The organism is Bradyrhizobium prioriisuperbiae, assembly GCF_032397745.1.
In the GTDB taxonomy this organism is placed as follows: domain Bacteria; phylum Pseudomonadota; class Alphaproteobacteria; order Rhizobiales; family Xanthobacteraceae; genus Bradyrhizobium_A; species Bradyrhizobium_A prioriisuperbiae.
Genome location: NZ_CP135921.1, coordinates 2590808 through 2615197 on the forward strand (window position 1 = coordinate 2590808; position 24390 = coordinate 2615197).

General features: G+C 64.0%; 23 protein-coding genes. 7 read left to right on the forward strand and 16 right to left on the reverse strand.

Going from position 1 to position 24390, the window contains the following annotated elements; all coding sequences use genetic code 11:
- Positions 1-93 precede the first annotated feature (93 nt).
- On the forward strand, positions 94-840 hold the full coding sequence (locus RS897_RS12220; RefSeq protein WP_315838613.1) for a class I SAM-dependent methyltransferase: 747 nt from the start codon (positions 94-96) through the stop codon (positions 838-840).
- Positions 841-926: 86 nt separating this feature from the next.
- On the opposite strand, the gene RS897_RS12225 is transcribed toward RS897_RS12220, so the two are convergent.
- From RS897_RS12225 to RS897_RS12250, 6 genes are all read right to left on the reverse strand, one after another.
- Complete coding sequence (locus RS897_RS12225; RefSeq protein WP_315836805.1) at positions 927-1712, reverse strand: DUF4167 domain-containing protein; 786 nt, start codon at positions 1710-1712, stop codon at positions 927-929.
- A gap of 692 nt (positions 1713-2404) precedes the next feature.
- Complete coding sequence (gene prmC / locus RS897_RS12230; protein ID WP_315836806.1) at positions 2405-3301, reverse strand: peptide chain release factor N(5)-glutamine methyltransferase; 897 nt, start codon at positions 3299-3301, stop codon at positions 2405-2407.
- Positions 3298-4377 (reverse strand): peptide chain release factor 1, encoded by a 1080-nt coding sequence (gene prfA, locus RS897_RS12235; protein WP_315836807.1) that lies wholly within the window; start codon positions 4375-4377, stop codon positions 3298-3300. The genes prmC and prfA overlap by 4 nt, the downstream gene beginning before the upstream one ends.
- Before the next feature lie 194 nt (positions 4378-4571).
- Positions 4572-6839: a phosphoenolpyruvate--protein phosphotransferase gene (ptsP, locus tag RS897_RS12240; protein ID WP_315836808.1), complete on the reverse strand. Its 2268-nt coding sequence runs from the start codon at positions 6837-6839 to the stop codon at positions 4572-4574.
- Between the two features lie 328 nt (positions 6840-7167).
- Positions 7168-7977, reverse strand: coding sequence for an aminoglycoside phosphotransferase family protein (locus tag RS897_RS12245; protein WP_315836809.1), 810 nt, complete (start codon positions 7975-7977; stop codon positions 7168-7170).
- 18 nt (positions 7978-7995) lie between these two features.
- Positions 7996-9252 carry an aspartate kinase gene (locus RS897_RS12250; RefSeq protein ID WP_315836810.1) on the reverse strand — a complete coding sequence of 419 codons (1257 nt, stop codon included), beginning with the start codon at positions 9250-9252 and terminating at the stop codon, positions 7996-7998.
- A gap of 189 nt (positions 9253-9441) precedes the next feature.
- On the opposite strand from RS897_RS12250, the gene RS897_RS12255 reads away from it, so the two are divergent.
- From RS897_RS12255 to RS897_RS12265, 3 genes are all read left to right on the forward strand, one after another.
- Positions 9442-9909, forward strand: a complete 468-nt coding sequence (locus tag RS897_RS12255) for a PH domain-containing protein (protein ID WP_315836811.1) — start codon at positions 9442-9444, stop codon at positions 9907-9909.
- Positions 9910-9989: 80 nt separating this feature from the next.
- Entirely contained in the window at positions 9990-10748 is a 759-nt protein-coding gene (ubiG, locus tag RS897_RS12260) for a bifunctional 2-polyprenyl-6-hydroxyphenol methylase/3-demethylubiquinol 3-O-methyltransferase UbiG (protein ID WP_315836812.1), read from the forward strand.
- A gap of 33 nt (positions 10749-10781) precedes the next feature.
- Positions 10782-11693: an EamA family transporter gene (locus tag RS897_RS12265; RefSeq protein ID WP_315836813.1), complete on the forward strand. Its 912-nt coding sequence runs from the start codon at positions 10782-10784 to the stop codon at positions 11691-11693.
- A gap of 114 nt (positions 11694-11807) precedes the next feature.
- Here RS897_RS12265 and RS897_RS12270 read toward each other — a convergent pair whose 3' ends face one another.
- Genes RS897_RS12270 through RS897_RS12290 form a run of 5 tightly spaced genes read right to left on the reverse strand, consistent with a single transcriptional unit; the run spans position 11808 to position 14769 of the window.
- Entirely contained in the window at positions 11808-12236 is a 429-nt protein-coding gene (locus tag RS897_RS12270) for an EamA family transporter (RefSeq protein ID WP_315838614.1), read from the reverse strand.
- Positions 12233-12724 carry a DUF1178 family protein gene (locus tag RS897_RS12275; protein WP_315836814.1) on the reverse strand — a complete coding sequence of 164 codons (492 nt, stop codon included), beginning with the start codon at positions 12722-12724 and terminating at the stop codon, positions 12233-12235. Before RS897_RS12275 ends, RS897_RS12270 begins: the two co-directional genes overlap by 4 nt.
- Positions 12721-13569: a carbon-nitrogen hydrolase family protein gene (locus tag RS897_RS12280; protein ID WP_315838615.1), complete on the reverse strand. Its 849-nt coding sequence runs from the start codon at positions 13567-13569 to the stop codon at positions 12721-12723. The genes RS897_RS12275 and RS897_RS12280 overlap by 4 nt, the downstream gene beginning before the upstream one ends.
- Positions 13570-13628: 59 nt before the next feature.
- Positions 13629-13904, reverse strand: a complete 276-nt coding sequence (gene grxC, locus RS897_RS12285) for a glutaredoxin 3 (RefSeq protein ID WP_315838616.1) — start codon at positions 13902-13904, stop codon at positions 13629-13631.
- 43 nt (positions 13905-13947) lie between these two features.
- Positions 13948-14769, reverse strand: a complete 822-nt coding sequence (locus tag RS897_RS12290) for a ComF family protein (protein WP_315836815.1) — start codon at positions 14767-14769, stop codon at positions 13948-13950.
- A gap of 128 nt (positions 14770-14897) precedes the next feature.
- On the opposite strand from RS897_RS12290, the gene RS897_RS12295 reads away from it, so the two are divergent.
- Entirely contained in the window at positions 14898-15749 is an 852-nt protein-coding gene (locus RS897_RS12295; protein ID WP_315836816.1) for a methyltransferase domain-containing protein, read from the forward strand.
- Positions 15750-15752: 3 nt separating this feature from the next.
- Here RS897_RS12295 and RS897_RS12300 read toward each other — a convergent pair whose 3' ends face one another.
- Positions 15753-16133, reverse strand: a complete 381-nt coding sequence (locus RS897_RS12300; protein WP_315836817.1) for a YybH family protein — start codon at positions 16131-16133, stop codon at positions 15753-15755.
- Between the two features lie 74 nt (positions 16134-16207).
- On the opposite strand from RS897_RS12300, the gene RS897_RS12305 reads away from it, so the two are divergent.
- Positions 16208-16573 carry a winged helix-turn-helix transcriptional regulator gene (locus RS897_RS12305; RefSeq protein WP_315836818.1) on the forward strand — a complete coding sequence of 122 codons (366 nt, stop codon included), beginning with the start codon at positions 16208-16210 and terminating at the stop codon, positions 16571-16573.
- Between the two features lie 77 nt (positions 16574-16650).
- Here the strand turns inward: RS897_RS12305 and mutT are convergent, their stop codons facing one another.
- The 3 genes from mutT to RS897_RS12320 all read right to left on the reverse strand — a co-directional run bounded on the left by mutT (position 16651) and on the right by RS897_RS12320 (position 19380).
- A complete protein-coding gene (gene mutT, locus RS897_RS12310) occupies positions 16651-17049 on the reverse strand; it encodes an 8-oxo-dGTP diphosphatase MutT (RefSeq protein ID WP_315836819.1) in 399 nt (132 codons plus the stop codon).
- Positions 17046-18287: a bifunctional glutamate N-acetyltransferase/amino-acid acetyltransferase ArgJ gene (gene argJ / locus RS897_RS12315; RefSeq protein ID WP_315836820.1), complete on the reverse strand. Its 1242-nt coding sequence runs from the start codon at positions 18285-18287 to the stop codon at positions 17046-17048. Before argJ ends, mutT begins: the two co-directional genes overlap by 4 nt.
- A gap of 163 nt (positions 18288-18450) precedes the next feature.
- On the reverse strand, positions 18451-19380 hold the full coding sequence (locus RS897_RS12320) for a peptidylprolyl isomerase (protein ID WP_315836821.1): 930 nt from the start codon (positions 19378-19380) through the stop codon (positions 18451-18453).
- Between the two features lie 398 nt (positions 19381-19778).
- Between RS897_RS12320 and secA the strand changes: the two genes are divergently transcribed.
- Positions 19779-22616: a preprotein translocase subunit SecA gene (secA, locus tag RS897_RS12325; RefSeq protein WP_315836822.1), complete on the forward strand. Its 2838-nt coding sequence runs from the start codon at positions 19779-19781 to the stop codon at positions 22614-22616.
- A gap of 105 nt (positions 22617-22721) precedes the next feature.
- On the opposite strand, the gene RS897_RS12330 is transcribed toward secA, so the two are convergent.
- The gene (locus tag RS897_RS12330) at positions 22722-24200 is read right to left on the reverse strand and encodes a L,D-transpeptidase family protein (protein WP_315836823.1); all 1479 of its coding nucleotides are present in this window, start codon (positions 24198-24200) and stop codon (positions 22722-22724) included.
- Positions 24201-24390: the final 190 nt, after the last annotated feature.

Here is a 24390-nt window from a genome sequence, read left to right on the forward strand (position 1 = left end):
AATGGGGCGTTAACGATGGTCTGGCAGGCGCGGCGTTTTCGCGCTCCCTGCTGCACGTTTCTGCCGGGACATGCTAGAACAGCTGCAATGACGATGGACGTGATCGATCTCAGGAACTTCTATTCGCAACCGCTTGGCGTGGTGGCGCGACGGCTGATCAACCGCGGCATCCGCACGCAATGGCCCCAGGCCAGCGGTTTGCGGGTGCTCGGCATCGGCTATCCCACGCCCTATCTCGGCCTGTTCCGGGAAGACTCCGAGCGTTGCATCGCTTTCATGCCGGCGGCGCAGGGTGTGCTGAAATGGCCGACCTCGCGGCCCACGCTGGCGACCCTGGTGGATGAGTTCTCGCTGCCGCTGCCGGATGCGTCGATCGACCGGGTACTGCTGGTTCATGCGCTGGAGATGTCGGACGATCCGGCCGGGCTATTGCGTGAAGTCTGGCGCATCCTCGCGCCCTCGGGACGCATGATGGTGGTCATTCCCAATCGCCGCGGCGTCTGGACCCGCACCGACAAGACGCCGTTTGGCCATGGCCGGCCCTATTCGCGCAGCCAGATCACCGAGCTGCTGCGGCTGACTTGGTTCACGCCGTCGGCCTGGAGCGAAGCGCTGTATGTGCCGCCGATCGACGGCAGTTGGTTCCTGCGCTCGGCGGGCGCATGGGAGCGCGTCAGCGCCGGGATCTCCTCACCATTTGCCGGCGTGCATATCGTCGAGGCGACCAAGCAGGTCTATCGCGCCATTCCCGCGCGTCGCCAGCGCACGCGACTCATTCCCGCACTCGATCCCGTGCTGGTGCCGACGGCAGCTCCACGCCGCGACGAGGCCGTCACCTAAGCTCGCGAAACTTCGACGGACCACAAAAAACCCTCCGCATCGGAATGCGGAGGGTGATGAGATGCGGCCGCTATAGCACCGGCGTCTTATTCGCCGGTGGGGAAATCTTCGCTCTGCTGCGGTCCGCGGCCTTCAGGCCTTCCACCTTCAGGCCTTGGCCCGTGCGGACGGCGGCGGCGGCGCGGCGGAAAGCGGCCGGCTTCCTGATGGCCGTTGCCTTCGAAACCGTTGGCGCCGTTGCTCGGCTGCGGTTGTGCGCCGGTGATGAACGAGGGCAGCCGGTCAACGTCGCCAGCATCGCCGATCGGCAGCGACGGCTGGACCTGGGGCTGCGGACGCTGCTCACGAAAGTTTTGTTCGCGGGGAGCCTGGTCCCGATCACGGTTACTCTCGCGCGAGTGATTTTCACGCGGCTGATAAGCAGGCTGCGGCTGTTCCCGCGGCTGATAGGACGGCTGCGGCTCGCGCAGGCCGAAGCCGGGCTCCGCACCGAAGTTCGAGAAGCTCTCTTCGCCATCGTCGCCGCCGTCGTCGCGCTGATCCTGGTCCATGCGCGGCTGCTGCTGTTGCGGCTGGCTCTGGCGGAATTGCTCCTGGGCCGCCGCGATCAGGCGAAAATAATGTTCGGCGTGCTGATAGTAATTTTCGGCAGCGACCGGATCGCCGGAGCTTTGCGAATCACGGGCGAGTTGCAGATATTTTTCGCCGACATGGGCGGCGGTGCCGCGAATCTTGATGTCAGGACCGTTGGAATCGTAAACCCGGGTCATCGGGTTTTGGCTGCGGCGGTTATTGTTATTGTTGTTGTTGTTGCTGCTGTGGTTGTTATTCCGATTCCGCATCCGCTTATTGTTATTCTGACCGTTTCTCATGTCGTGCCTTTTCGCCAACCCTGAAGTGTCGATGTCATGATGAAGAGACGGACGCTACCGGCGTCCGAAAGCATTCCGGTTACAAGTCAAACCAATTGCTGTGCCAGGCGATGTATCAAGTGCTGTGGTTCAGAAGTTCCCTTCATCGCCGCCGGGCATCCCCGACGCGAGGGCTGTCCAGCACCCGTTCCGCGAATCGCATCGTCGCGCAAGCGCCGGAGTCGAGACAGCTGATCAAATCGTGCGTCCATCTTGTTCACAAGAGGCGTGTTCATAAGAAGCGCGTCTACAAGAGCCGCGTCCGCGACAGGCCTGCTCACATCGAGCGCATTTACATCAAACGCATTCACATCAGATGCGTTCATCACGGAAGATGATGTGTTCACCACAAACGCGTTCCCCAAACGACGCGTGCCACCGGTCCTGTCGGCCTGATCGGCTGATCAAGCATCCAGTGCAGGCCCGAATTCTCGCAAATGAGTGTGTCGCCGCAATATCAAGCTTTCGTTCGCTTGGCGGTTGCGAGCAGCACGGCTGTTCCAGCCATCGCGCTCAACTCAACCAGTCTTTGGAACCTTTATCCGGTCGGGCTCTCGGGGAGCTTTAGCCTCCGCAGTTCCTGCGGGGTTGGCTGCCTGGACCGATGCTGTGCCCGGAACCTAGTCGCTCTCGGCCGATATTCCAAGAGGTTTTTATTGCCAAAATGAGCCCGCCGGGCCCCATTTCTGCCCTATCACGACACGGGGGATTCCGGCCAGATCGGCCTTCGTGGCAGCAAGCCGCAGGCCCTGCGCCTGCATCAGCGCTCCGACGTCTTGGTCCTGGTGCTGGCCGACTTCAAGCAGCAGCGCGCCCCCCGTTCGCAGCAACAAAGCCGCCTGTGGAATCAGCGCGCGATAGGCGTCGAGGCCGTCGGCGCCGCCGTCCAGCGCCCGGTGCGGATCGTGATCGCGAACCTCGATGGCGAGACCCGCGATCTCCCGCGAGGGAATGTAGGGCGGGTTCGAGACGATCAGGTCGAACGGTCCCTGCAAGGCCTGCGCATAGCTGCAATGGATGAACGTGGTGCGGTTGGCGAGGCCGAGCTGCCGTGCGTTGTCGGCCGCGGTCTCCAGGGCCGCCATATCGATATCGGTGCCGACCCCCGATGCGGTGGGCAGCTCCGACAGCAGCGCCAGCAGGATGGCGCCGGTGCCGGTGCCGATATCGGCGATGCGCGCAATCGCGTCCGCCTCGCCGGTGTTCGCGATCTCCAGTGCGGCTTCCACCACTGTCTCGGTGTCCGGTCTGGGCACCAGCGTTGTGGTGGACAGCCGCAGCGGCAGCCCCCAGAATTCCTTGAAGCCGATGATGCGCGCCACCGGTTCGCCCGCGCCGCGCCGCCGGGCGACATCGGCCAGGCGCCCAGCCTCCTGCTCGTCGATGATGCGGGATGCCGAGGTGGCGAGCCCGGTGAGATCAAGATCGAGTACCGCGCCGATCAGAAGCCGGGCGTCGAGTTCGGGGGAATCGGTCGATGTTTGTTTCAGGAGGCTGGCCAAATGCCGCCGTGCGGCGTCGACGCTGAGCCCCTTGAAGCCGCCGCTCACGCGGCTGCGCCTTCGGCGGCGAGCTGTGCCGCCTGGTGTTCGGTGGTCAGCGCTTCGGTCAGTTCGTGCAACGCTTCGCCGGCGATCACTTGCGGTAGCTTGTAGAGCGTCAGGTTGATGCGATGATCGGTGACGCGGCCCTGCGGGAAGTTGTAGGTGCGGATGCGCTCGGAACGATCGCCGGAGCCGACTTTCTCGCGGCGATCAGCGGAACGCACCGCGTCGATGCGTTGGCGTTCGGCGTCGTAAATGCGTGAGCGCAGAATGTTCATGGCGCTGGCGCGATTCTTATGTTGCGAACGGCTGTCCTGCATGTTGACCACGATGCCGGTCGGAATGTGGGTGATGCGGATCGCCGATTCGGTCTTGTTGACGTGCTGGCCGCCGGCGCCCTGCGCGCGCATGGTTTCGATCCGCAGGTCGTCGCTCTTGATGTCGACGTCGACCTCCTCGACCTCGGGTAGCACCGCCACCGTCGCGGCCGAGGTGTGAATGCGCCCCTGTGTCTCGGTGTCGGGTACGCGCTGCACCCGGTGTACGCCGGATTCGAATTTCAGCTTGGCGAACGCGCCGCGTCCCTTCACTTCGGCGATGATTTCCTTGTAGCCGCCCATGGTGCCTTCGCTGGCGGAGACGATATCGACTTTCCAGCCCTGCAGCGTCGCAAAGCGCTCGTACATCCGGAACAGGTCGCCGGCGAACAGCGAGGCCTCGTCGCCGCCGGTGCCGGCGCGGATTTCCAGCATCACGTTGCGCTCGTCCATGGCGTCTTTGGGCAGCAGCGCCACGCGGATCGCCTGGGCCAGTTCGTCGCGGCGGGCTTCTAACTGCGGCCGCTCGCCCTCCGCCATCGCCCGCATCTCGGTGTCGGTCGAGGGATCGGCGATCATGGCGTCGAGGTCGGCGATCTCGCGCACTGAGGCGCGATAGGCCTTCACCGCATCGACCACCGGCGCCAGCTCGCTGAGCTCGCGGGTAGTCTTCACATAGACTTCCGAGCTGACCTGCCCGAGCAGTTCAGATTCGAGCGCGGCATGGCGCGCCAACAGGACGTCGAGTTTGGCTTCAGGCAGCATGGTTCAAATCTGAGGGCTCACGAGCGTGGCGATGATCAGCGCGCTATTTTGACGTCTGCCCCGGATGTCGCTTCGCTCATCCGGGCTACGGCGCCGAGCGACGGCGCTGGATGATGAGTTCAATTCCGTCTGTAGCCCGCATGAGCGCAGCGACATGCGGGGCCGAGATCGTGATGGTTCGCAGGACAGCCGCTTCACAGCGGCAACCCTTCCTTCTCCGCGAACTCCTTCAGCTTGTCGCGGACCGACACGCTGCCGGCCGGGGCATCGATCAGCGGCTTGATCATCGCAGCCGCCTTGGCGACATCGAGCTCCAGGATCATGGCCTTGACCGGACCATGCGCGGTGGCTGAGAGCGACAGCGATCGATAACCAAGTGCCAGCAGCGCCAGCGCGCCGAGCGGCTGCGAGGCCATCTCGCCGCAGAGCGATGCGGCCTTTTTGGCGGCGCTGGCCTTGGTCACGATGTCGCGCAGCGCGCGCAGCACCGGCGCCGCCAGCGTATCGAAACGATCGGCGACCTTGGCGTTGCCGCGGTCGACTGCGTACATGAACTGGAACAGGTCGTTGGAGCCCACTGAGACGAAGTCGACGCGCTTCAAGAGTTCGTCGAGCTGATAGAGCAGCGCCGGCACTTCCACCATGGTGCCGATATCGATGCGTTCCGGCAGCGGATGGCCGTGCTGGCGCAGGTAGGTGAGTTCACGTTCGACGATGATCTTGGCCTGGTCGAATTCGGCGACTTCGGAGATCATCGGGAACATGATCTTCAGCGCCCGCCCGCCGCCGGCGCGCAGCAGCGCGCGCACCTGGCCGCGCAGCAGGCCGGGCCGGTCGAGGCCGAGCCGGATCGCGCGCCAGCCCAGCGCCGGATTTTCCTCGGTGATGGTCTCCATGTACGGCAGCGCCTTGTCGCCGCCGATGTCGAGGGTGCGGAACGTCACCGGCTTGTCGCCGGCCGCATCCAGCACCGTGCGATAGAGCTGCAACTGCTCGCTGGAGCGCGGCAGCGCCTGGCCCACCATGAATTGCAGCTCGGTGCGAAACAGCCCGATGCCGGAACAGTTGGTGTCCTCGATGTGCGGCAGGTCGATCACCAGGCCCGCATTGATCATCAATTCGATCGGCTGGCCGTCCTTGGTCACCGTCGGCTTGTCGCGCAGTGCGAGGTATTGCGCCTGCCGGCGGGCACGGAAGCGAACACGTTCCGCATAGGCGGATTCGATTTCGGCGGAGGGACGGAAATAGATCGAGCCCGATGTGCCGTCGACAATGATGGCGTCGCCGGGTTCGGCAATGCCGGCCGCATTCGGCACTTCGCCGACGGCCGGGATGCCGAGTGCGCGGGCGACGATCGCGACATGAGAGTTCGAGGTGCCTTCCTCCAGCACCAGGCCGCGCAGCCGCTTGCGATCGTAGTCGAGCAGCGCGGCCGGCCCCATCGCGCGGGCGATCAGGATGGCGTTGTCGGGCAGCTGTTCGCGTGAAGGCGCGTGATCCTGGCCCAGCAATTGCCGCATCAGGCGATGGCCCAGATCCTCGAGGTCGTGCAGGCGTTCGCGCAGATAGGGATCGGTCGAGCGCAGCATCCGTGCGCGGGTGTCCGACTGCACGCGTTCGACCGCAGCTTCCGCGGTCAGGCCGGTTGCCACCGCCTCATGCAGCTTGTGCGACCAGCCATGGTCGTTGGCGAACATGCGATAGGCTTCCAGCACGTCGCGATGCTCGCCGCCGTCGGCCATGTCGCCGCGTTCCAGCATACGGTCGAGGTCGGCGCGCAGCTTGGCCAGCGCGGTGTCGAGCCGCTTGATTTCCTTCGGCAGGTCCTCGGCGATGTAGTTGGTGATCACCACGCGCGGTTCGTGCAGTACCACATGTCCCAGCGCGATGCCGTCGGACAGGATCGAGCCGGTCTGGTGCAGCGAATGGCGGGCGGCGGGCTCGGCACCGGGCCGCGCCAGCGCCGACAGCTCGCCGGAGGCGACCATTTCCGCGACCACCATCGCGGTGGTCTGCAGCGCCTCGACCTCTTCTTCGACATAGGTGCGGTGGGCGCGGTTCTGCACCACCAGCACGCCCAGGGTGTTGCCCGAGCGCAGGATCGGCACGCCGAGGAACGAGTGGTAGATTTCTTCGCCGGTCTCCGGACGGTAGGAATAGGCCGGATGGTTTTGCGCGTTGGACAGGTTGAGCGGCGTCGCTTCGCTGGCGACCAGGCCGACCAGGCCTTCGTGGGCGTTCAGCACGGTCAAATGGACCGCGTCGCGGTTTAGGCCTTCGGTTGCGTACAATTCCAGCGTGTTGTCGACGCGCAGCACATAAGTCGAGCACACCTCCGCCACCATGTTGGCGGCGATCAGCACCACGATCTTGTCCAGCCGCTCCTGAGCGCTGACCGGTTCGGCCATCACTTCGCGGAGCCGTCTCAACAAGACGCGGGGGCCTCCCAGCGCGCTCCGCATGTGCCGTCACCTCCGCCTGCGTTCCCGGCGTTTCGCCTGGTCAGCGCGCCGGAGTTAAACCTCAGAAATACAACAGCTTTTCGTGTGTCCCGAGTGGTCCGGCCAGAACCTGGCCGATTCGGGACACAGTAAACTGTGACACATTTTGTCGCTGCCTATTCCTCAGGCGTATAGCGAAATTGTGTTTGTTTTGCCAAGCAAAACGCCTGCCACGAGGGGCTGTCCGTGGGAGCTGTGCACCGGTGTTTTTCAATCCAGCCGGGTCTCGGGATGCGCCCGTCTGGATTGAGCCGCCGTCGGGTCTGCTTTTGGTGTAATCGGTGTCTAATTACCGATCGAATTCAGCGATTGCCTGCTCGGCAACGTGGAAATCGATGTCTGGGTCATTGCCGTCTTCGAGGAACCAGGCGGCCGACAGGCCGCTCCAGGCGATGATCCATTGCAGCAGGCGCCGGCGCTCAAGGCCCGATCGGGCCGTGACGATCTCCAGCCGGCGCTGGAAACAGCCGGGCAGGGTGGCGACCGGGCGCGAGGGATCGCTCAGGTCCGGATTGCTGAAGATGTTGGCGTAGTCGAAACCGCGCTCGCCGATCAGCCGTTTCGGATCGATGGCGAACCAGCCGCGCTCGCCGAAATCCAGCACATTGTCGTGGTGGATGTCGCCATGCAGCACGGTGATCTCCCGCGGGTCGGCCAGCAGCCTGTCGGCTTCGGCAAGGCAGCGCGCGAGCACGCCACCATGGGCCGATGCCGCCGGTGCCAGATCCTTGAACCACGCCTTGAGCGGGATCAGCTCGGGCGGCTGTTGTGGCCGCGGCGCATGCAGTTTCGCCACGACGTCGCACAGGATCGCGGTGGCCTCATCGTCGCGTCCGTTGCGGGCATAGTCGGAGAGGGACCGCTGACCTAGTGCGCGCTCCAGCAGAATCGCCTCGTCGGACGCCGCCAGCACGCGAGCGGCGCCCTCGCCATTCCACCATGTCATCAGCAGGCCGCCGAACTTCTCCTCGCTGTTGATGGCGATCTTCAGCATCGCTGCCTCGCCCTGCCGGCGCACCGGCAGCAGACGGGCACCCCAGGTCACGATGGGATCGCCGTCCGGCGTCAGGTCCCATCGCGCGAGGTACTCGTCGAACATCGGAGGCAGAAGAAGATCCTATGCCTGGTCCAGGCCGTACAGCGTGTGCAGGGTGCGCACCGCGAGCTCGGTATAGGCCGCGTCGATCAAGAGCGAGAACTTGATTTCCGAGGTGGTGATGGCGCGGATGTTGATGTTGCGCTCCGACAGCGCCTTGAAGGCTTGCGCCGCGACGCCGGCATGGCTGCGCATGCCGATGCCGATCACCGACACCTTGGCGACGTCGGTGGCGCTGTCCACCGACTTGTAGCCGATCTTGTCCTTGGCCTTGGCAATGGTGTCCTTGGCACGGCCGTAATCCGCTGCCGGCACCGTGAAGGTGAGGTCGGTGGTCTTGCCGTCCTCGGAGACGTTCTGCACGATCATGTCGACGTTGATGCTGGCGTCCGCCAGCGGCCCGAAGATCGCGGCGGCGACGCCCGGCTTGTCCTCGATATGGCGCACGGAGATTTGAGCTTCGTCCTTCGAAAAGGCGATGCCGGTGACGACTTGGCTTTCCACGATCTCCTCCTCGCTGCAAATCAGCGTGCCCGGCGGCTGGTTGGCGTACGGGTCAATGTCTTCGGGTTTATCGAAACTGGAGCGCACGAACACGCGCACATTGTGCACCATGCCGAGCTCGACGGAGCGCACCTGCAGCACCTTGGCGCCTTGCGAGGCGAGCTCCAGCATTTCCTCGAACGCCACCTTGTCGAGCCGTCTCGCCTTCGGCACCACCCGCGGGTCGGTGGTGTAGACGCCGTCGACGTCGGTGTAGATGTCGCAGCGGTCGGCATGGATCGCGGCCGCAATGGCCACAGCAGAGGTGTCCGAGCCGCCGCGGCCGAGCGTGGTGATGCGGCCGGTCTGCTCATGGATGCCCTGGAAGCCGGCGATGACGGCCACTTCCTTGCGTTCCTTGAAGCGGGTGATCAGCTCGGTGCCGTCGATGCCGAGAATGCGGGCGGAGGCATGCGCGTCGCTGGTGATGATGGGGATCTGCCAGCCCTGCCAGGAGCGCGCCTGGATGCCGAGCGCCTGCAGCGCGATCGCCAGCAGGCCCGACGTCACCTGCTCGCCGGAGGCGACGATGGCATCGTACTCCCGCGCGTCGTGCAGGGCCGAGGCGTCGGTCGCCCAGGCCACCAACTCGTTGGTCTTGCCCGACATGGCGGAGACCACCACAGCGACCTCATGGCCGGCGTCGACCTCACGCTTCACATGGCGTGCGACATTGCGGATACGTTCGATGTTGGCGACCGACGTGCCGCCGAATTTCATGACAAGCCGGCCCATGCGAGTGGCGTCGTCCTTCACGGGTTAACAAGTTGAACAGCCGCGCAAAAATGAAGTGCGCAAGCCAAAAGGCGCGTATACAGAAAGCCGGGATTTGGGGCAAGTCACCGTGTCCGGCGCCTTTGGGCGGCGCCGGATTTGTTGTCGCAGGGGGGTGCCCGGCGTCCGGGACCGACAGGACAGGCAGACATGGCCCGCTATATCGAGCAGATCCTGCAGCCCGGGGAAAAAGTCCTGTATTCCACGACCTTGCACGGGATCATCTATCTCCCGGCAGTGATCGCCTGGATTGTGGCGCTGGGCTGTTTCGTGATGGAGCGCCGGGCCCAGACCGACGGTGGTAACATGGCTTGGCTCAGTCTCGCAGGGCTTGCCGCCATCGGCGCGGTCTACTGGACCGTGAAGGCCTGGTTTCAGCGCTGGATCACCGAGACCGACGTCACTTCGCTGCGAGTTGTCCACAAGGAGGGCTTCATCCAGCGCAATACCTTCGAGATGAACCTCGACAAGGTGGAAAGCGTGGATGTCGATCAGAGCATCCTGGGCCGCATTTTCGGCTACGGCAACGTGACCATCTTCGGGGTGGGCGAGGGCCGGAAAACCATCGAGATGATTGCGTCGCCGCTGCAATTCCGTAATCATATCACCGCGCGCTAGCGACGGCGCGTGAGTCGTTAGAGCCAAGCAATCAAACAATAAGAACTGTCCGCGACCCCGAAAACCTGTCACACCGAGCAATGGCCGCCAGCAACCCGATTTCGTCTCCTGCCTCGACCGTGGATCCCGCGGAAGTCGCGAAGTTTTCGCGCCTGTCCGACGAATGGTGGGATCCGAAGGGCAAGATGGCGCCGCTGCACAAGATCAATCCGCTGCGGCTCGGCTACATCCGCGACGCCGCTTGCCGCAAGTTCGAGCGCAGTGTGCGCAGCCTGAGCTGCCTGTCCGGGCTGCGCATTCTGGACATCGGCTGTGGCGCCGGCCTGTTGTGCGAGCCGTTCACCCGGCTCGGCGCCCAGGTCATCGGCATCGATCCCTCGGAAACCAACATCGCCACCGCCAAGCTGCATGCCGCCAAGTCGCACCTGCTGGTCGACTACCGCTGCACGACCGTGGAGGAGATCGATCCGCGCGAGCGTTTCGACGTGGTGCTGGCGATGGAAGTGATCGAGCATGTCACTGACGTGGGCGCCTTCCTCGACCGCTGCGCCGCGCTGATGAAGCCGTCCGGCATGATGGTGGTCTCGACCCTGAACCGCAACTGGAAGAGTTTTGCGCTGGCGATCGTCGGCGCCGAATACGTGCTGCGCTGGCTGCCGCGCGGCACCCATGAGTGGAACAAGTTCGTCACCCCGGACGAACTCGCGCTGCATCTGGAGCGCAATCGCCTCGGCATCACCGAGCAGTCCGGCGTGGTCTACAGTCCGTTCGCGGACAAATGGACGTTGTCCGGGGATATGGACGTTAATTACATGGTGGTTGCGGAAACCGCCGGGTAGGTGGCGTTTCGTCGTGCTCAGCCAGGCTTTGTCATGATCGAACTCGCCTGGCTCTGGAGTCCCTTCACTTTGATCGGCGCGGCGGGCCAGGTGGCGCGCAACGCCATGCAGCGTGGCCTGACCGGCCCGCTCGGCACCGTCGGCGCCACCCACATCCGGTTTCTGTTCGGATTTCCGTTTTCGCTGCTGTTCCTGGCAGGTGTCCTGTTTGTCACGGGGGATGCGTGGCCCTCGCTGTCACAGGCGTTCTGGCCATGGCTGGTGCTCGGCGCGCTGATGCAGATTGCGGGCACGGCGCTGATGTTGGCGGCGATGACCGAGCGGTCCTTCGTCGTGACCACGGCCTATATCAAGACCGAACCTATACAGGCTGCAGCGTTCGGCTTCGCGTTTCTCGGCGATCACCTGACCATCGTGAAGGTGGTTGCGATCGTCATTGCGACGTTCGGTGTCATCGTCACGGCGCTGCGCCCTGGCGGCTCCAAAAGTTTTGCCGATCTCAGGCCGACGCTGCTCGGGCTCGCGGCGGCGGCGGCGGCGGCGGCGGCCTTCGCCTTGTCGGCGGTCGGCTTTCGCGGCGCGATCCTCAACGTTCACGGCGTCTCGTTCGTGACTTCGGCCTCGTTCACCCTGGTGTGCGGGCTGCTGCTGCAGACCGTGCTGCTGACCAGCTACCTGATCGCGCGCGACCGGGAGGTGTTGCGGGCGATCATGCGGCTCTGGAAGCCGTCGCTGTTCGCCGGCTTCATGGGCGCGTTCGCCTCGCAGTTCTGGTATCTGGCGTTCGCGCTCACCGCCGTCGCCAATGTGCGCACGCTGGCGCTGGTCGAAGTGCTGCTGGCGCAGGGCGTGGCGTATTATTCGTTCAAGCAGCCGCTGTCGCTGCGGGAGTTTGTCGGGATTGTGTTGATTGTGATTGGTGTTGCGCTGCTGGTGGCGACCTGAGTGGTAGGATTTAGCGCCGTAGCCCGGATGAGCGAAGCGATATCCGGGACAGCCGCGCCAAGATCATCCCGGATGTCGCTTCGCTCATCCGGGCTACAGATTCAGCGCTGGTGTTTAGCGCTTCAACACCAGCAACACAGCGCCAGCCGAAATCAGCGCAATGCCGGCCCATCCCGTCGCCGACGGCCGCTCGCCGAGAAACACGAAGGCGAACAGGGCGACCAGCACGACGCTCAGCTTGTCGATCGGCGCCACCAGTGTCGCCGGTCCGAGCTTCAGGGCGCGAAAATAACACAGCCATGAGGCGCCGGTGGCGAGGCCCGACAGCACCAGGAAGGTCCAGGTCTTGGTCGAAATCTCGCCCGGTGCGCGGAATTGTCCGGTCGCGAGCAGGATCAAGGCGAAGCTGATCAGCACAATGATGGTGCGGATGAACGTGGCCAGGTCCGGATTGATGTTTTCGACGCCGACCTTGGCGAAGATTGCCGTCAGGGCCGCGAATGATGCCGACAGCAGCGCCCAGATTTGCCAGGAGAGCGTCAGTTGCGGTCGTCCGGCAGGTTCGGCAGCGGCGCGACATCGATGCCTTCGTCGATCAGGTCGCGCGCTTCCTCGAGCGAAGCTTCGCCGTAGATCGGCCGATGCTCGATATCGCCATAATGCATCTTGCGGGCTTCGGTCGGGAAGCTCTCGCCGACATTGTCGGCCTTGCTGACGATGTGGTCGCGCAATTCCCTGAGCTTGGCGCGCAGTTCACGCTCCTGCGTCGAGATCAGCGGAACCACTTCAGTTGCAGCGGCTTCGGTCGCCATCGCTTCGGGGACAACAGCTTGAGGTGCGGGTACGGCGGCCGCCTTGGCGTTGCCCTTTTTGGTCAGGCGCGGCGCCATGATCGCCTTTTCCACTTTGGTGGAGTCGCAGGTCGGGCAGCTCACCAGCTTGCGCTTGTGCTGGCTTTCATAGGCCGCAGAGCTCTGGAACCAGCTTTCGAAAGCATGGCCCTTCTCGCACCGGAGCGCGTAGCGGATCATACCTTGCTCCGCACCAGCTGCAGGTAGTTCGGTCCACCATGGGGATCGGCAACACTGAAGCGACGGCCATGCTGCAGCGACGGAACGCTCTTGCGCACGCTGGCCACCTTGGCCGGATCGATCTGCGCCAGCGCCACGCCGGGCTCGGTGCCGCCATCAGCCAGAACCGTGCCCCACGGGTCGACGATCAGGGAATGGCCATAGGTCTCGCGGCCGTTTTCATGCTTGCCGCTTTGGGCCGCCGCAAAGATGTAGCAGCCGGTCTCGATGGCGCGTGCGCGCATCAGGGTGTGCCAGTGCGCTTCGCCGGTCTTCTGGGTGAAGGCAGAGGGAATGCTGATGAACGAGGCGCCGGTTTCCGCCAGCGCGCGATAGAGCGCGGGAAAACGCAGGTCATAGCAGATGGTCAGGCCGAGCCGGCCCCAGGGCAGGTCGGAAATGATCGCGACCTCGCCCGGTTGATAGTTGGCGGACTCCCGATAGGTCTCGCCATTGCCGAGGTCGACATCGAACATGTGGATCTTGTCATAGCGGGCGACGATGTCGCCGGCTGGATCGATCAGGAACGAGCGATTGGCGGCGCGTTCAGCCGAGGCCTTCACCGCCAGTGAGCCGACATGCACGAAAATCTTCAGCTCGCGCGCAAGCTCGCGATAGCCGGCGAGCGACTTGTCGTTGTCGTCGTCCTGCAGCAGGGCGAACAGCGCTTCGCGGTTCTTCTGCATCAGGTTGGTCATCTCGGGCGTCTGCACGTATTCCGCACCGGAGTCCCTGGCCTGACGGATCAGCGTCGCCGCCTGGTCGAAGCTCGCCTCCGGCGACAGCGACGTGCGCATCTGGATCATCGCCGCGGTGAACGGGCGGGATGGTTCCTGAGCAGGCTTGTCCTGATCGGCTGTTGCGCTCACGAAACCGTCTCCTCGCCTGCGAGCAGCCGGTCGAGCTTGCCCGCGTGGTCCAGCGCATAGAGATCGTCGCAACCGCCGACATGCGCGTCATTGATGAAGATCTGGGGAACGGTGGTGCCGCCGTGGGCGCGCGCCACCATTGCCTGGCGCAGCTCGCGGTCACTCGATACGTCGATCTCCTTGAAGGCGACGTTCTTGCGCGTCAGCAAGGCCTTGGCGGCGCGGCAATAGCCGCAGGTCTGGGTGGTGTAGATCTCGACGGCGGCGGTCACGGGAAGAGACGTCATCATGGCCTCGATGTGTATGCTGTGACAATTATATGGGGGATTTGAAGCTCTCCACAACCCGCGCAAACACCAACACGTCGACCTGCCGGGCCTTGGCCCGCAGCAGCGCCCGTGCGCAGGCGTCGACGGTGGCGCCGGAGGTCAGCACGTCGTCGACCAGCACCACACGGCGGCCGGCGATCAAGGCCCGTTTTTCGGGCGGGACCTTGAACGCGCCCTGCACATTCTCCGCGCGTTCCGACCGGGTCAGGCCGACCTGCTGCTGGGTGCGCTTGACGCGCCGGAGCGCATCGCCGGCGAGGGGCACAAGGGTCTCTTTTTCGATCGATTTGGCCAGCAATCCGGACTGGTTGAAGCGCCGGCTCCAGCCCCGCCGCCAATGCAGCGGCACTGGAACCAGCACATCGGCGTCGCCCAAGAGCTCCTGTCCGGCCCGCGCCATCCAGCGGCCCATCACCGGCGCCAAATCCGTGCGATCCTGATATTTGAGGCTGTGCACCAGGGTTTTAGCGGTGTCATCATAGCGCACCGCGGCACGCGCCCGCTGATAGGCGGGAGGGGCGGCGATTGCCTGCATCGACAGCAATCCCGGCCCCGGATCGTAGACAAAGGGAATGCCGAGGCGGGCGCAATAGGGCGGTGCGATGAACGACAGTTGCGCCCAGCAGGTGGCGCAGACGCCTTCGCCGGCCACGGGCTCGCGGCAGGCGACGCAGAGTGTCGGCAGCGCCACGTCGAGGGCAAGGCGGGTGATGGAGCCGAGCGCCGATCCGGCCGCGCGATAGCCGCTCGCGATCAGGCCACGCACATGGCTGCCAAGCGAAAGCGGCGCAACGGTCTCGCCGTCCATGATCCTGCCCATCACTTATGCTATCGCGACGGCCCACGCTGCTCAAGCATCAGCACATTTTGCTGCGGCGAGCCGGTTTCAAAGCTGCTAGAGCCTGAGTTTGACGAGCCAGAAGGAATGTCTTGCGGATGTCGCAGGATAAAAATGAAACCAAAACCGCGCCGATCCTGTTCGATCGCGCGCTGCTGCGTGCACGACAGACTCGTGCCGCGCAGCTCAGCGCCGCGACATTCCTGCTGGACCGCGTCACCGAGGATTTGCTCGAGCGTCTTGGCGCCGTGCTGCGCGAGTTCGCTGACGTCGCCGACATTGGATCGCCGGGCGGTGAGCTGATCGACGCGCTGTCCCAGCGTTTCGGCAACCCTTCGCATGTCGATTTGCTTGGTGCCGAGCATGAGCGGCTTGCGCTCGCGCCGGAGACGCTCGATCTCGCGGTCTCAGCGCTCGCGCTGCAATTCGTCAACGACCTGCCGGGCGTGCTGGCGCAGATCCGCCGCGCGCTGAGGCCGGACGGATTGTTTCTCGCCGCCGTGATCGGCGGCGACACCCTCACCGAACTGCGGCAGGCGTTTGCGGCGGCGGAAGTGGAGCTCGATGGCGGATTGTCGCCGCGGGTGGCGCCATTCGCCGACCTGCGCGATCTCGGTGCGCTGTTGCAGCGCGCGGGCTTCGCGCTGCCGGTGACGGACGTGGATCGCATCGTGGTGCGTTACGACAACGCGTTCGCGCTGATGCAGGACTTGCGGCGCATGGGCGCGACCAACGTGTTGACCGAGCGCCGCCGCATCCCGCTGCGCCGTGCTACGCTGCTGCGGATGGCGCAGATCTACAGCGAGCGTTTCGCCGATCCCGACGGCCGCATCCGCGCCACCTTCGATGTGGTCTGGCTGTCCGGCTGGGCGCCGCACGAGAGCCAGCAGAAGCCGCTGAAGCCGGGCTCGGCGAAAGTGAGTCTGGCCGATGCGCTGAAGCCGAAATAGTTGTTAGAGAGCGCGCGGCAAGCTCGCGCCCACCGCATGGTCGATGATGTAGCGCCATGAGCCGTCCGGCTGCTGTCGCACCACTTCCGCCGAACTGCCGGATGCAATGATGCTTCCATCGTCGGTCACGATCGTCCAGTCCGCGCGCAGCAAAGCGAGGTCGCCCCGCGCGATGCAGAAATTGGTCTTCAGCACCATCTTGCCCGGGGCTTGCAACAAGGTAGCGAGTTCGTTGGCAAGGCTGCTTCCCGTCAGCGTCCTGTCGCCCGGCCCAACCCGCAGCAACGCGCCGGGCTCGTAAAGCGCGAGTACGTTGTCCAGGCTGCGGCTGTTGAAGGCCTGGGCGAACGTCTCGTTCATCGTGTGCGGGTTTGTGACTTTCATGATCCGTCTCCTCTCGTTCCTGCGGTGGAGAAAGCATGCCAACTCAAGGCTATCCAAACGGGAAGGAACGAACCATGGCGCAGCCTGCGGAAATCCGGATCGAGGTCGAACGACCCACGCCACGGCGTCCTCACGATTGCCCGGTTGAAGACTGGCTGGCGTTCCTGGGCCACAGGTGGAATGCCCTGATCCTGTGGCATCTCAACGGCGGAGCGAAGCGTTACGGCGAATTGGCGGCCCTGTTGCCGGGAATCACGCCGAAGGTGCTGGCCGAGCGCCTAAGTGGACTGGAACGCCGCGATCTGATCCGGCGATCCGAGTTGGCGATCTTTCCGCGCGGTGTCGTCTATGCCTTGTCGCAACGCGGCGAGAAGCTCGTCGCGATTCTCGATCAGGTCGAGCTGTGGTCGAGGGGCGACGGTGGCAAACCGCAGGCTTGATGACAGCCCCGTAGGATGGGTTTCGCTGCGCTCAACCCATCCTATGTCTCATCCGTCCGATAAATCGGTGTTTGCCGCTACAACAAATCCGTCAGATGCGGAATCAGCGGCAGATCCGCCGGCGGCATCGGGTAGTCGCGCAGCTTGTTGGCGCGCACCCAGGCGACCTGCTGGCCTTCGCGCGGCGTGATCGTGCCTTCCCAGCGCCGGCAGATGTAGAGCGGCATCAAGAGATGGAAGTCGTCATAGGCATGGCTCGCGAACGTCAGCGGCGCGAGGCAGGCCTCGCGCACGGTGATGTCGAGCTCCTCATGCAGTTCGCGAATCAGCGCCTGCTCCGGCCGCTCGCCGGGATCGAGCTTGCCGCCGGGGAATTCCCATAGGCCCGCCATCGACTTGCCTTCCGGGCGCTGGGCGATCAGCACGCGGTTGTCGGCATCGATCAGGGCGCAGGCGACGACAAGGACGATCTTCACGAGCGGTAATCACCATTGATGGCGACATATTCCTTGGTGAGGTCGCAGGTCAGCACCCGGTCGCGGCCTTTGCCGAGGCCAAGCGCAACCTTGATCTGGATCTCGGCGGCTTTCATCGCGTTCGACACCTGGGTCTCGTCGTAGGACGGATCGCGCGCGCCTTTATGAGCCACGCGAATGCCGTTGAACGAGATCGACAGCTTGTCGCGATCCGCCGGCTCGCCGGCCTTGCCCACCGCCATCACCACGCGGCCCCAATTGGCGTCTTCACCGGCGATCGCGGTCTTCACCAGCGGGGAGTTGGCGATCGACATGGCGATCTTTCGCGCTGATTTCGGCGAGGTCGCGCCTTCGACGATGATCTCCACCAGCTTGCGGGCGCCTTCGCCGTCGCGCGCCACCTGTTCGGCGAGGTCGGCCAGCACCGTGTGGAAGGCTTTGGCGAACGCTTTGAGGCGCGGATCGGAAGCACGGCTGATCTTCGGCGCGCCGTGTTCGGCGGCGGCGCCGGTGGCGAAGGCCAGCAGCGTGTCGGAGGTCGAAGTGTCGCCGTCGATGGTCACGGCATTGAAAGTGCTGACAACGCCGGTCTTCAGCAGAGCCTGCAGCACGGGGGCTGCGATCGGCGCATCGGTAAACACGAACGACAGCATGGTCGCCATATCCGGCGCGATCATGCCGGCGCCCTTGGCCATGCCGTTGATGGTCACGGTGGCCTTGCCGAGTTTGACTTTCGCGGTCGCGACCTTCGGGAAGGTGTCGGTGGTCATGATCGCCTTGGCGGCATCGAGCCAGCCGCCGGGCACCGCGTCTGTCGCAAGCGTATCCAGCACGCCGTTGAATTTGGTGGCGTCGAGCGGCTCGCCGATCACGCCGGTGGAGGCCAGGAAAATCTCGCCCGGCTTGCAGCCGATGGCTTTTGCCGCAATGTCCGCGGTCAGCGCGGTGGACTGCCGGCCGGTCTTGCCGGTGAAGGCGTTGGCATTGCCGGAATTCACCACCAGCGCGCGCGCGCCCTTGCCCTTCAGTCGGGCCCGGCACCATTCCACCGGCGCGGAGGGGCACTTCGATGTGGTGAAAACGCCCGCCACCGTGGTGCCCGGATCGAGCAGCGCCAGCAGCACGTCGGTGCGTCCCTTGTAGCGGATGCCCGCTGCCGCGGTCGCAAGGCGAACGCCGGCCAGTTCCGGCATCTCGGGGACGTTGGTCGGGGCGAGCGGGGAGACGGCAGTCGACATTTGCGGCATTCCGGCTTGAACAAAGATGCGGTTATTTACCCGCGATCCCGCCGGTTGTCGCGGGAGTTGTGGTTTTTTCTTCGCGGCGGCCGTCATCTCGGTTTCACAAATAAAAAGGCCGGGCGTTGAGCCCGGCCTTTTATTGGTTCGCCGTGTGGGCGGCTTATTTCTTCGCCGGCGCCATCTTGCCCGCGTCGGGCTTGGGCGCGTCCTTGGCGGCTTCAGCCGGCTTGGCGGCGGAATTGTCTGCGGCCTTGTCCAGGCGCTCGATCTTGGCGCTTTCACGCAGCTTGGCGACATAGTCGGCCTGCGCCTTGCGGGTGACGTAGGTCTCGATCTGGCCCTTCACCTGCTCGAAGTCCGGCGCCTTGCGGGCGCGCTTTTCCTCGACCTTGATGACATGCCAGCCGAACTGCGACTTCACCGGGTCGGAGATCTTGCCGGGCTCCAGCGCGAAGGCGGCGGTGGAGAATTCCGGCACCATCTGTTCCTTGGTGAAGAAGCCGAGGTCGCCGCCATCGGAGGCGCCGGGATCCTTCGACTTCTTTTTTGCCAGCTCGGCGAAGTCGGCGCCCTTCTTCAGTTCTTCGACCACCGCCTTGGCCTCGTCCTCGGTCTCGACCAGGATGTGGCGGGCGTGAACTTCCTGCTCCGCGGTGATCTGCTTGGAGGCGTCGTCATAGACCTTCTTCATGGCCTCGTCGGTGGTCGCAGCCTTGCCTTCCACCGCCAGCAGATTGTCCATCAAGAGCCGGTCGCGGGCGAACGCCATGCGCTTCTTGAATTCCTCGCGGTCCTGGATCTTCTTCTCTTCCGCGGCCTTGGCCGCGATCTTCAGGTCGACCAGGAAATTGATGATGTTCTCGCGCTTGGCCGCCGGATCCATCTGGGCCAGGCTCGGAGCGAGCTCTTCCTCGGCGATGGAGACGTCGCTTTCGCGGATATCGCTGCCGTTGACCTTGGCGATCACCGGGTTTGAGTCCTGCGCACGGGCCGGAACGGCAGGCACCAGCGCCACGGAGAGACAGACTGTCGCGGCCGCGGCGAACAGCCCCAGGCGCACAGCAGTCATCGTTCGGGACGAAGCGGTCATGGAAAATCCTTATCTGTCAAAGTCGCGCGGACGGGCGATCGGAAGGCGGCGGACAGTCGCTCAAACATGTGATATTGGCAACGCAAAAACCCGACAAAATCATGAAATTTCAGAAATGCTTGCCGCCGTTGACAAGGCATTTGGCCCCCCATATCTGTCCCCGGCCAGGGTCTTGAGATGGTCTTTGGATCATGGTGCGTATATGGTCGCGCCACCGCCGGTGAACCTCGGACAGTCTTTGCTGCACTCATGCGCATGGGTTTGCGCTCGGGTCTGCGCAAGGGATTGCCCGGACAAGGGTTTTCTGGCTAAGGCACACCTCCCCACGAGAGAATTGCAGGGCCGTTTGGCCTGATCTCACCGGCTGACCCGGCCGGCTGCAACACACAGGAATTGCTATGATCGGCGCGATTGCCCGCAAGTTTTTCGGCTCAGCCAACGACCGGCGGATCAAAGCCTACCAGCCACGTGTCGATGCCATCAATGCGTTGGAGCCGGAGGTCGCGGCGCTATCGGATGAGGCGCTCAAAGCGCGGACCGTCGAGTTCCGCAAGCAGATCGAGGAGGGCAAGACCCTCGACGACCTCCTGGTTCCCGCTTTCGCCACCGTGCGCGAGGCGGCCAAGCGCACCCTGGGCCAGCGGCATTTTGACGTGCAGCTGATCGGCGGCATGGTACTGCACGAGGGCGACATCGCCGAGATGAAGACCGGCGAAGGCAAGACGCTGGTTGCGACGCTGGCGGTGTATCTGAACGCGCTCGCCAGCAAGGGCGTTCATGTCGTCACCGTCAACGACTACCTCGCCAAGCGCGACGCCGAATGGATGGGCCAGATCTACGGCTTCCTCGGCCTGACCACCGGCATCATCGTGCACGGCCTCGATGACGAGCAGCGCAAGCTGTCCTATGCCTGCGACATCACCTACGGCACCAACAACGAATACGGCTTCGATTATCTGCGCGACAACATGAAGTACCGCCTGGAAGACATGGTCCAGCGCGGGCACTTCTTTGCCATCGTCGACGAGGTAGACTCGATCCTGATCGACGAAGCCCGCACGCCGTTGATCATTTCAGGTCCGCTCGACGATCGTTCGGACTTCTACAACACCATCGATACCTTCCTGCCCAAGCTCGACAAGGCGACCGACTTCGAGGTCGACGAGAAGCAGCGCACCGTGACGCTGACCGAAGCCGGCATGGAGAAAATCGAGACGCTGCTGCGCGATGCCGGGCAGCTCAAGGGCGAATCCCTGTACGACGTCGAGAACGTCTCCGTCGTGCATCACATCAATCAGGCGCTGCGCGCCCACTCGCTGTTCACTCGCGACAAGGACTATATCGTCCGCGACAACGAAGTGATCATCATCGACGAGTTCACCGGCCGCATGATGCCGGGCCGTCGTTATTCCGAAGGCCTGCATCAGGCGCTGGAAGCCAAGGAGCACGTCCAGGTCCAGCCGGAAAACCAGACGCTGGCTTCGATCACCTTCCAGAACTACTTCCGGATGTACGAAAAGCTGGCCGGCATGACCGGCACCGCGGCCACCGAAGCCGACGAATTCTTCGACATCTACAAGCTCGAGGTCCGCGAGATCCCGACCAACGTCACCATCAAGCGGCTCGACGAGGACGACGAGGTCTATCGCACCGCCGACGAAAAACACGCGGCGATCCTGGCCGAGATCGAGCGCGCCAATTCACGCATGCAGCCGGTGCTGGTCGGCACCGCGTCGATCGAGAAATCCGAGCTGCTCGGTGAATACCTGAAGAAGAACGGTTACAAGCTGATCGACTTCGGCAATCCGAAGGCGCTGGAGAAGCTGTACGCCGCCGCCCGCGCGGGCAAGCCGGCGAAGCTGTTCGCGGTGCTGAATGCGCGCTTCCACGAGCAGGAAGCCTACATCGTGGCCGAAGCCGGCGTGCCCGGCGCGATCACCATTGCGACCAACATGGCCGGCCGCGGCACCGACATCAAACTCGGCGGTTCGCTGGAAATGCGAGCGGGGGCGGAAACCCTCGGCATGACCGACGAGGCCGAGAAGGCTGAAAAGGTCACCCAGATCAAGGCCGACATCGAGCGCTTCCGCGAGATGGTGCTCAAGGCCGAGGAAGTCATCGAGATCGAGCCGGCGAAAGGCAGCCGGCCCGCCAAGACCATCACCAAGCCCGGTGGGCTCTACATCATCGGCTCCGAGCGCCACGAGTCACGCCGCATCGACAACCAGCTGCGCGGTCGTTCCGGCCGTCAGGGCGACCCCGGCCGCTCGAAGTTCTTCCTGTCGCTGGACGACGATCTGATGCGCATCTTCGGATCGGATCGGCTCGACACCATGCTGACCCGTCTCGGCCTGAAGGAAGGCGAGGCAATCATCCATCCCTGGATCAACAAGGCGCTGGAAAAGGCGCAGCAGAAGGTCGAAGCCCGCAACTTCGACATCCGCAAGAATTTGCTCAAGTTCGACAATGTGCAGAACGACCAGCGCAAGGTGATCTTCGAGCAGCGCGTCGACTTCATGAAGGAAGACAGCGTCGCCGAAAGCGTCGCCGACATGCGCCATGTGCTGATCGAGGACCTGGTGGCCAAGCACGTGCCGGAACATGCCTATGCCGAGCAGTGGGATGTCGCCGGTCTCAAGGAAGAGCTGAAGCGCGTGCTCGATCTCGACCTGCCGGTCGAGGAATGGGCCAAGGAAGAGGGCATCGCCGACGAGGAGCTGCTGTCGCGCACCGAGCAGCGCGCCGACGAGCACATGGCGGCGAAGTCCGCGCAGTGGGGCCCCGAGGTAATGCGTTATGTCGAGAAGTCGCTGCTGCTGCAGACCCTCGACCATCTTTGGCGCGAGCATCTGGTGATGCTCGACCATCTGCGCCAGGTGATCGGCCTGCGCGGCTATGGCCAGCGCGATCCGCTGCAGGAATACAAGACCGAAGCCTTCAACCTGTTTGAGGAAATGGGCAACCGTCTGCGTGAGGCGGTCACCGCGCAGTTGATGCGGGTGGAGATCGTGCCGCCGGAAGACCAGCAGCCGCAACTGCCGCAGATGGAGGCGCACCACGCCGATCCCATCACCGGCGAGGACACCATGGCGTTCGCCAACGCCTCGCTTGTGCCGGTCGCGACCGAGCACCGCGATCCGAACAACCCCGCCACCTGGGGCAAGGTCGGCCGCAACGAGGACTGCCCCTGCGGCTCGGGCAAGAAGTACAAGCACTGCCACGGCCGCTACGCCTGAGCGGTCGTCGGGGCAAGTCTGCCCTGACATGGATCCACGCATGAAAACGGCCGGTCTTGTGACCGGCCGTTTTGCGTCAGGCAATTGAAAATCAGGAAGAGTGCGTCAGCGGAACGAGAAGCGGCTATCGAAGGAGTTTGCCGGCAGTGCCGGCTGAGCGCCCGTCAACGTCTGCTCGGCCTGGGCCGATTGGGTCGGCTTGGCCGAAGGCTGCGCGCTGGCGACAGATGCGCGCGCTGCGGCGGTGTTCGGTGTGGCCGCGAGTTTCGGCTCCGGAGTCCGGACATCCCTGGCGGCGGGCTTGGCAGCAACTGCCATCGGCGGCCTGATCACAGGCTGCGACTTGGTTGCGGCCTTCGGCGCCGGCGCTGGTGTGGCGGTCGCGGTGGTGTCCGAACCACCGAGGCCGACCTTCTTGGCGAGGCTGCTGAAGAAGTTGCCGGAGTTGCCGCTGTCGGTGGTGGCTGCCACGCGCGGCTCCGCGACCGGGGCCATGCTGGGCGGTGCGCCGAGGAAGCTCTCGCCGAACTGCGGTTCGGGTGCGCGCGGCGGATTGACGTGCGGCGGAATGGTCCCGGGCGCGGCCGAGTAGGAGGCGACCGAGAAATTGGCGCTGTTGGTATCGGACAGGCCGGTCTGGCCGTTCGGCAGCTTGGAAGCGAACACCACGTTCATGCCGCCATCGATACCGGCGCTGGACTTCGCCGCCGGTGCGCCGCGTGTGATCAGCTCAGCCGTCTTGACCTCATCCTCGCGCTGCTTGTCGCGCACGGCGTCGGCGACCTCGGGCGGGATCTGGTAGACCGGGCATGCGCCGGCCGGATTGAAGGCGAGCGGCTTGTTCGAACCGACGGGCGCTTGCGCGTCGAACACGTAGCGCTTCTCGCAGAAATCGACCTTCGGCTCCTGGCGCGTCACCTCGAAGTGATCGTTGCCTTCCTTGATCATCTTCCAGAACGGCATGTTCGGATTGTTGCGATGCTTGGCCATGTTCTGCGCCGTCATGCGGAACGGATAAGCCTGCACCTGGAAGGCGCGCTGGCCGCCGAAGAAGGATTCGCGGCCCAGCGAATAGATTTCCGAAATTTGTTCGTCGGTCATGGCGTAACAGCCACGCGACGAGCAGTCGCCATGCACCATCAGCTGCGAGCCGGTGCGGCCCAGCGCCTTATCGAAGGCGTTCGGATAGCCCATGTTGAAGGAGAGATAATATGCCGACTGCGGATTCATCTGCGCCGGCGTGATGGTGTAGAAGCCCTCCGGCGCCTGGCGGTCGCCTTCCCTGATCTTGGGGCCGAGATCGCCGGACCAGCGGCAGATCGGATAGGTCTTCAGCAGTGCGTAACGGCCGTTGCGGTCCTGCTTCCAGACTTCGAGCTCGGCTTCCTGCTTGAACAGACGGACCAGCATCGGCGATGCCTTGTCCATGTTCTTCTGGTCCATCTCGCCGACCAGCTTTTCAGGAATCGGTTTGTTGGCCTTGGCGTTGGTCGACAGGCTCTCGCCATCGCATCCGGCAAGCGCCAACGACGCCGCGACGGCAGCCGATGCGAGAAACGCGCGAACAGGCGTGCGAGAATTCAAAACGAAGCTCCCCAAGCGGGTCCCGAACCACGGGTCCCAATGCAGGTAAGTCCCCAAAACCCCAGACGAACTTAAGCCGAACCCGGTGCCCTACGCCGATCCTTAAATTTTTATCCTTAAGGACGGCTTGCTGCAACTCGATTTGCTGTGACCTGCAGCCTGCGGGGCCGAAGGGTAAATCAATCGTAAA

Coding starts and splice junctions, on each gene's coding strand:
- RS897_RS12305 (WP_315836818.1), top strand. CDS start 16,208: ATGGCGCAGCCTGCGGAAATCCGGATCGAGGTCGAACGACCCACGCCA.
- ptsP (WP_315836808.1), bottom strand. CDS start 6,839: ATGCGGAGCGCGCTGGGAGGCCCCCGCGTCTTGTTGAGACGGCTCCGC.
- RS897_RS12255 (WP_315836811.1), top strand. CDS start 9,442: ATGGCCCGCTATATCGAGCAGATCCTGCAGCCCGGGGAAAAAGTCCTG.
- RS897_RS12275 (WP_315836814.1), bottom strand. CDS start 12,724: ATGATCCGCTACGCGCTCCGGTGCGAGAAGGGCCATGCTTTCGAAAGC.
- secA (WP_315836822.1), top strand. CDS start 19,779: ATGATCGGCGCGATTGCCCGCAAGTTTTTCGGCTCAGCCAACGACCGG.
- RS897_RS12220 (WP_315838613.1), top strand. CDS start 94: ATGGACGTGATCGATCTCAGGAACTTCTATTCGCAACCGCTTGGCGTG.
- RS897_RS12245 (WP_315836809.1), bottom strand. CDS start 7,977: ATGTTCGACGAGTACCTCGCGCGATGGGACCTGACGCCGGACGGCGAT.
- argJ (WP_315836820.1), bottom strand. CDS start 18,287: ATGTCGACTGCCGTCTCCCCGCTCGCCCCGACCAACGTCCCCGAGATG.
- ubiG (WP_315836812.1), top strand. CDS start 9,990: ATGGCCGCCAGCAACCCGATTTCGTCTCCTGCCTCGACCGTGGATCCC.
- prfA (WP_315836807.1), bottom strand. CDS start 4,377: ATGCTGCCTGAAGCCAAACTCGACGTCCTGTTGGCGCGCCATGCCGCG.
- RS897_RS12290 (WP_315836815.1), bottom strand. CDS start 14,769: ATGGACGGCGAGACCGTTGCGCCGCTTTCGCTTGGCAGCCATGTGCGT.
- RS897_RS12280 (WP_315838615.1), bottom strand. CDS start 13,569: ATGATCCAGATGCGCACGTCGCTGTCGCCGGAGGCGAGCTTCGACCAG.
- RS897_RS12225 (WP_315836805.1), bottom strand. CDS start 1,712: ATGAGAAACGGTCAGAATAACAATAAGCGGATGCGGAATCGGAATAAC.
- RS897_RS12300 (WP_315836817.1), bottom strand. CDS start 16,133: ATGAAAGTCACAAACCCGCACACGATGAACGAGACGTTCGCCCAGGCC.
- RS897_RS12265 (WP_315836813.1), top strand. CDS start 10,782: ATGATCGAACTCGCCTGGCTCTGGAGTCCCTTCACTTTGATCGGCGCG.
- RS897_RS12295 (WP_315836816.1), top strand. CDS start 14,898: ATGTCGCAGGATAAAAATGAAACCAAAACCGCGCCGATCCTGTTCGAT.
- RS897_RS12320 (WP_315836821.1), bottom strand. CDS start 19,380: ATGACCGCTTCGTCCCGAACGATGACTGCTGTGCGCCTGGGGCTGTTC.
- RS897_RS12250 (WP_315836810.1), bottom strand. CDS start 9,252: ATGGGCCGGCTTGTCATGAAATTCGGCGGCACGTCGGTCGCCAACATC.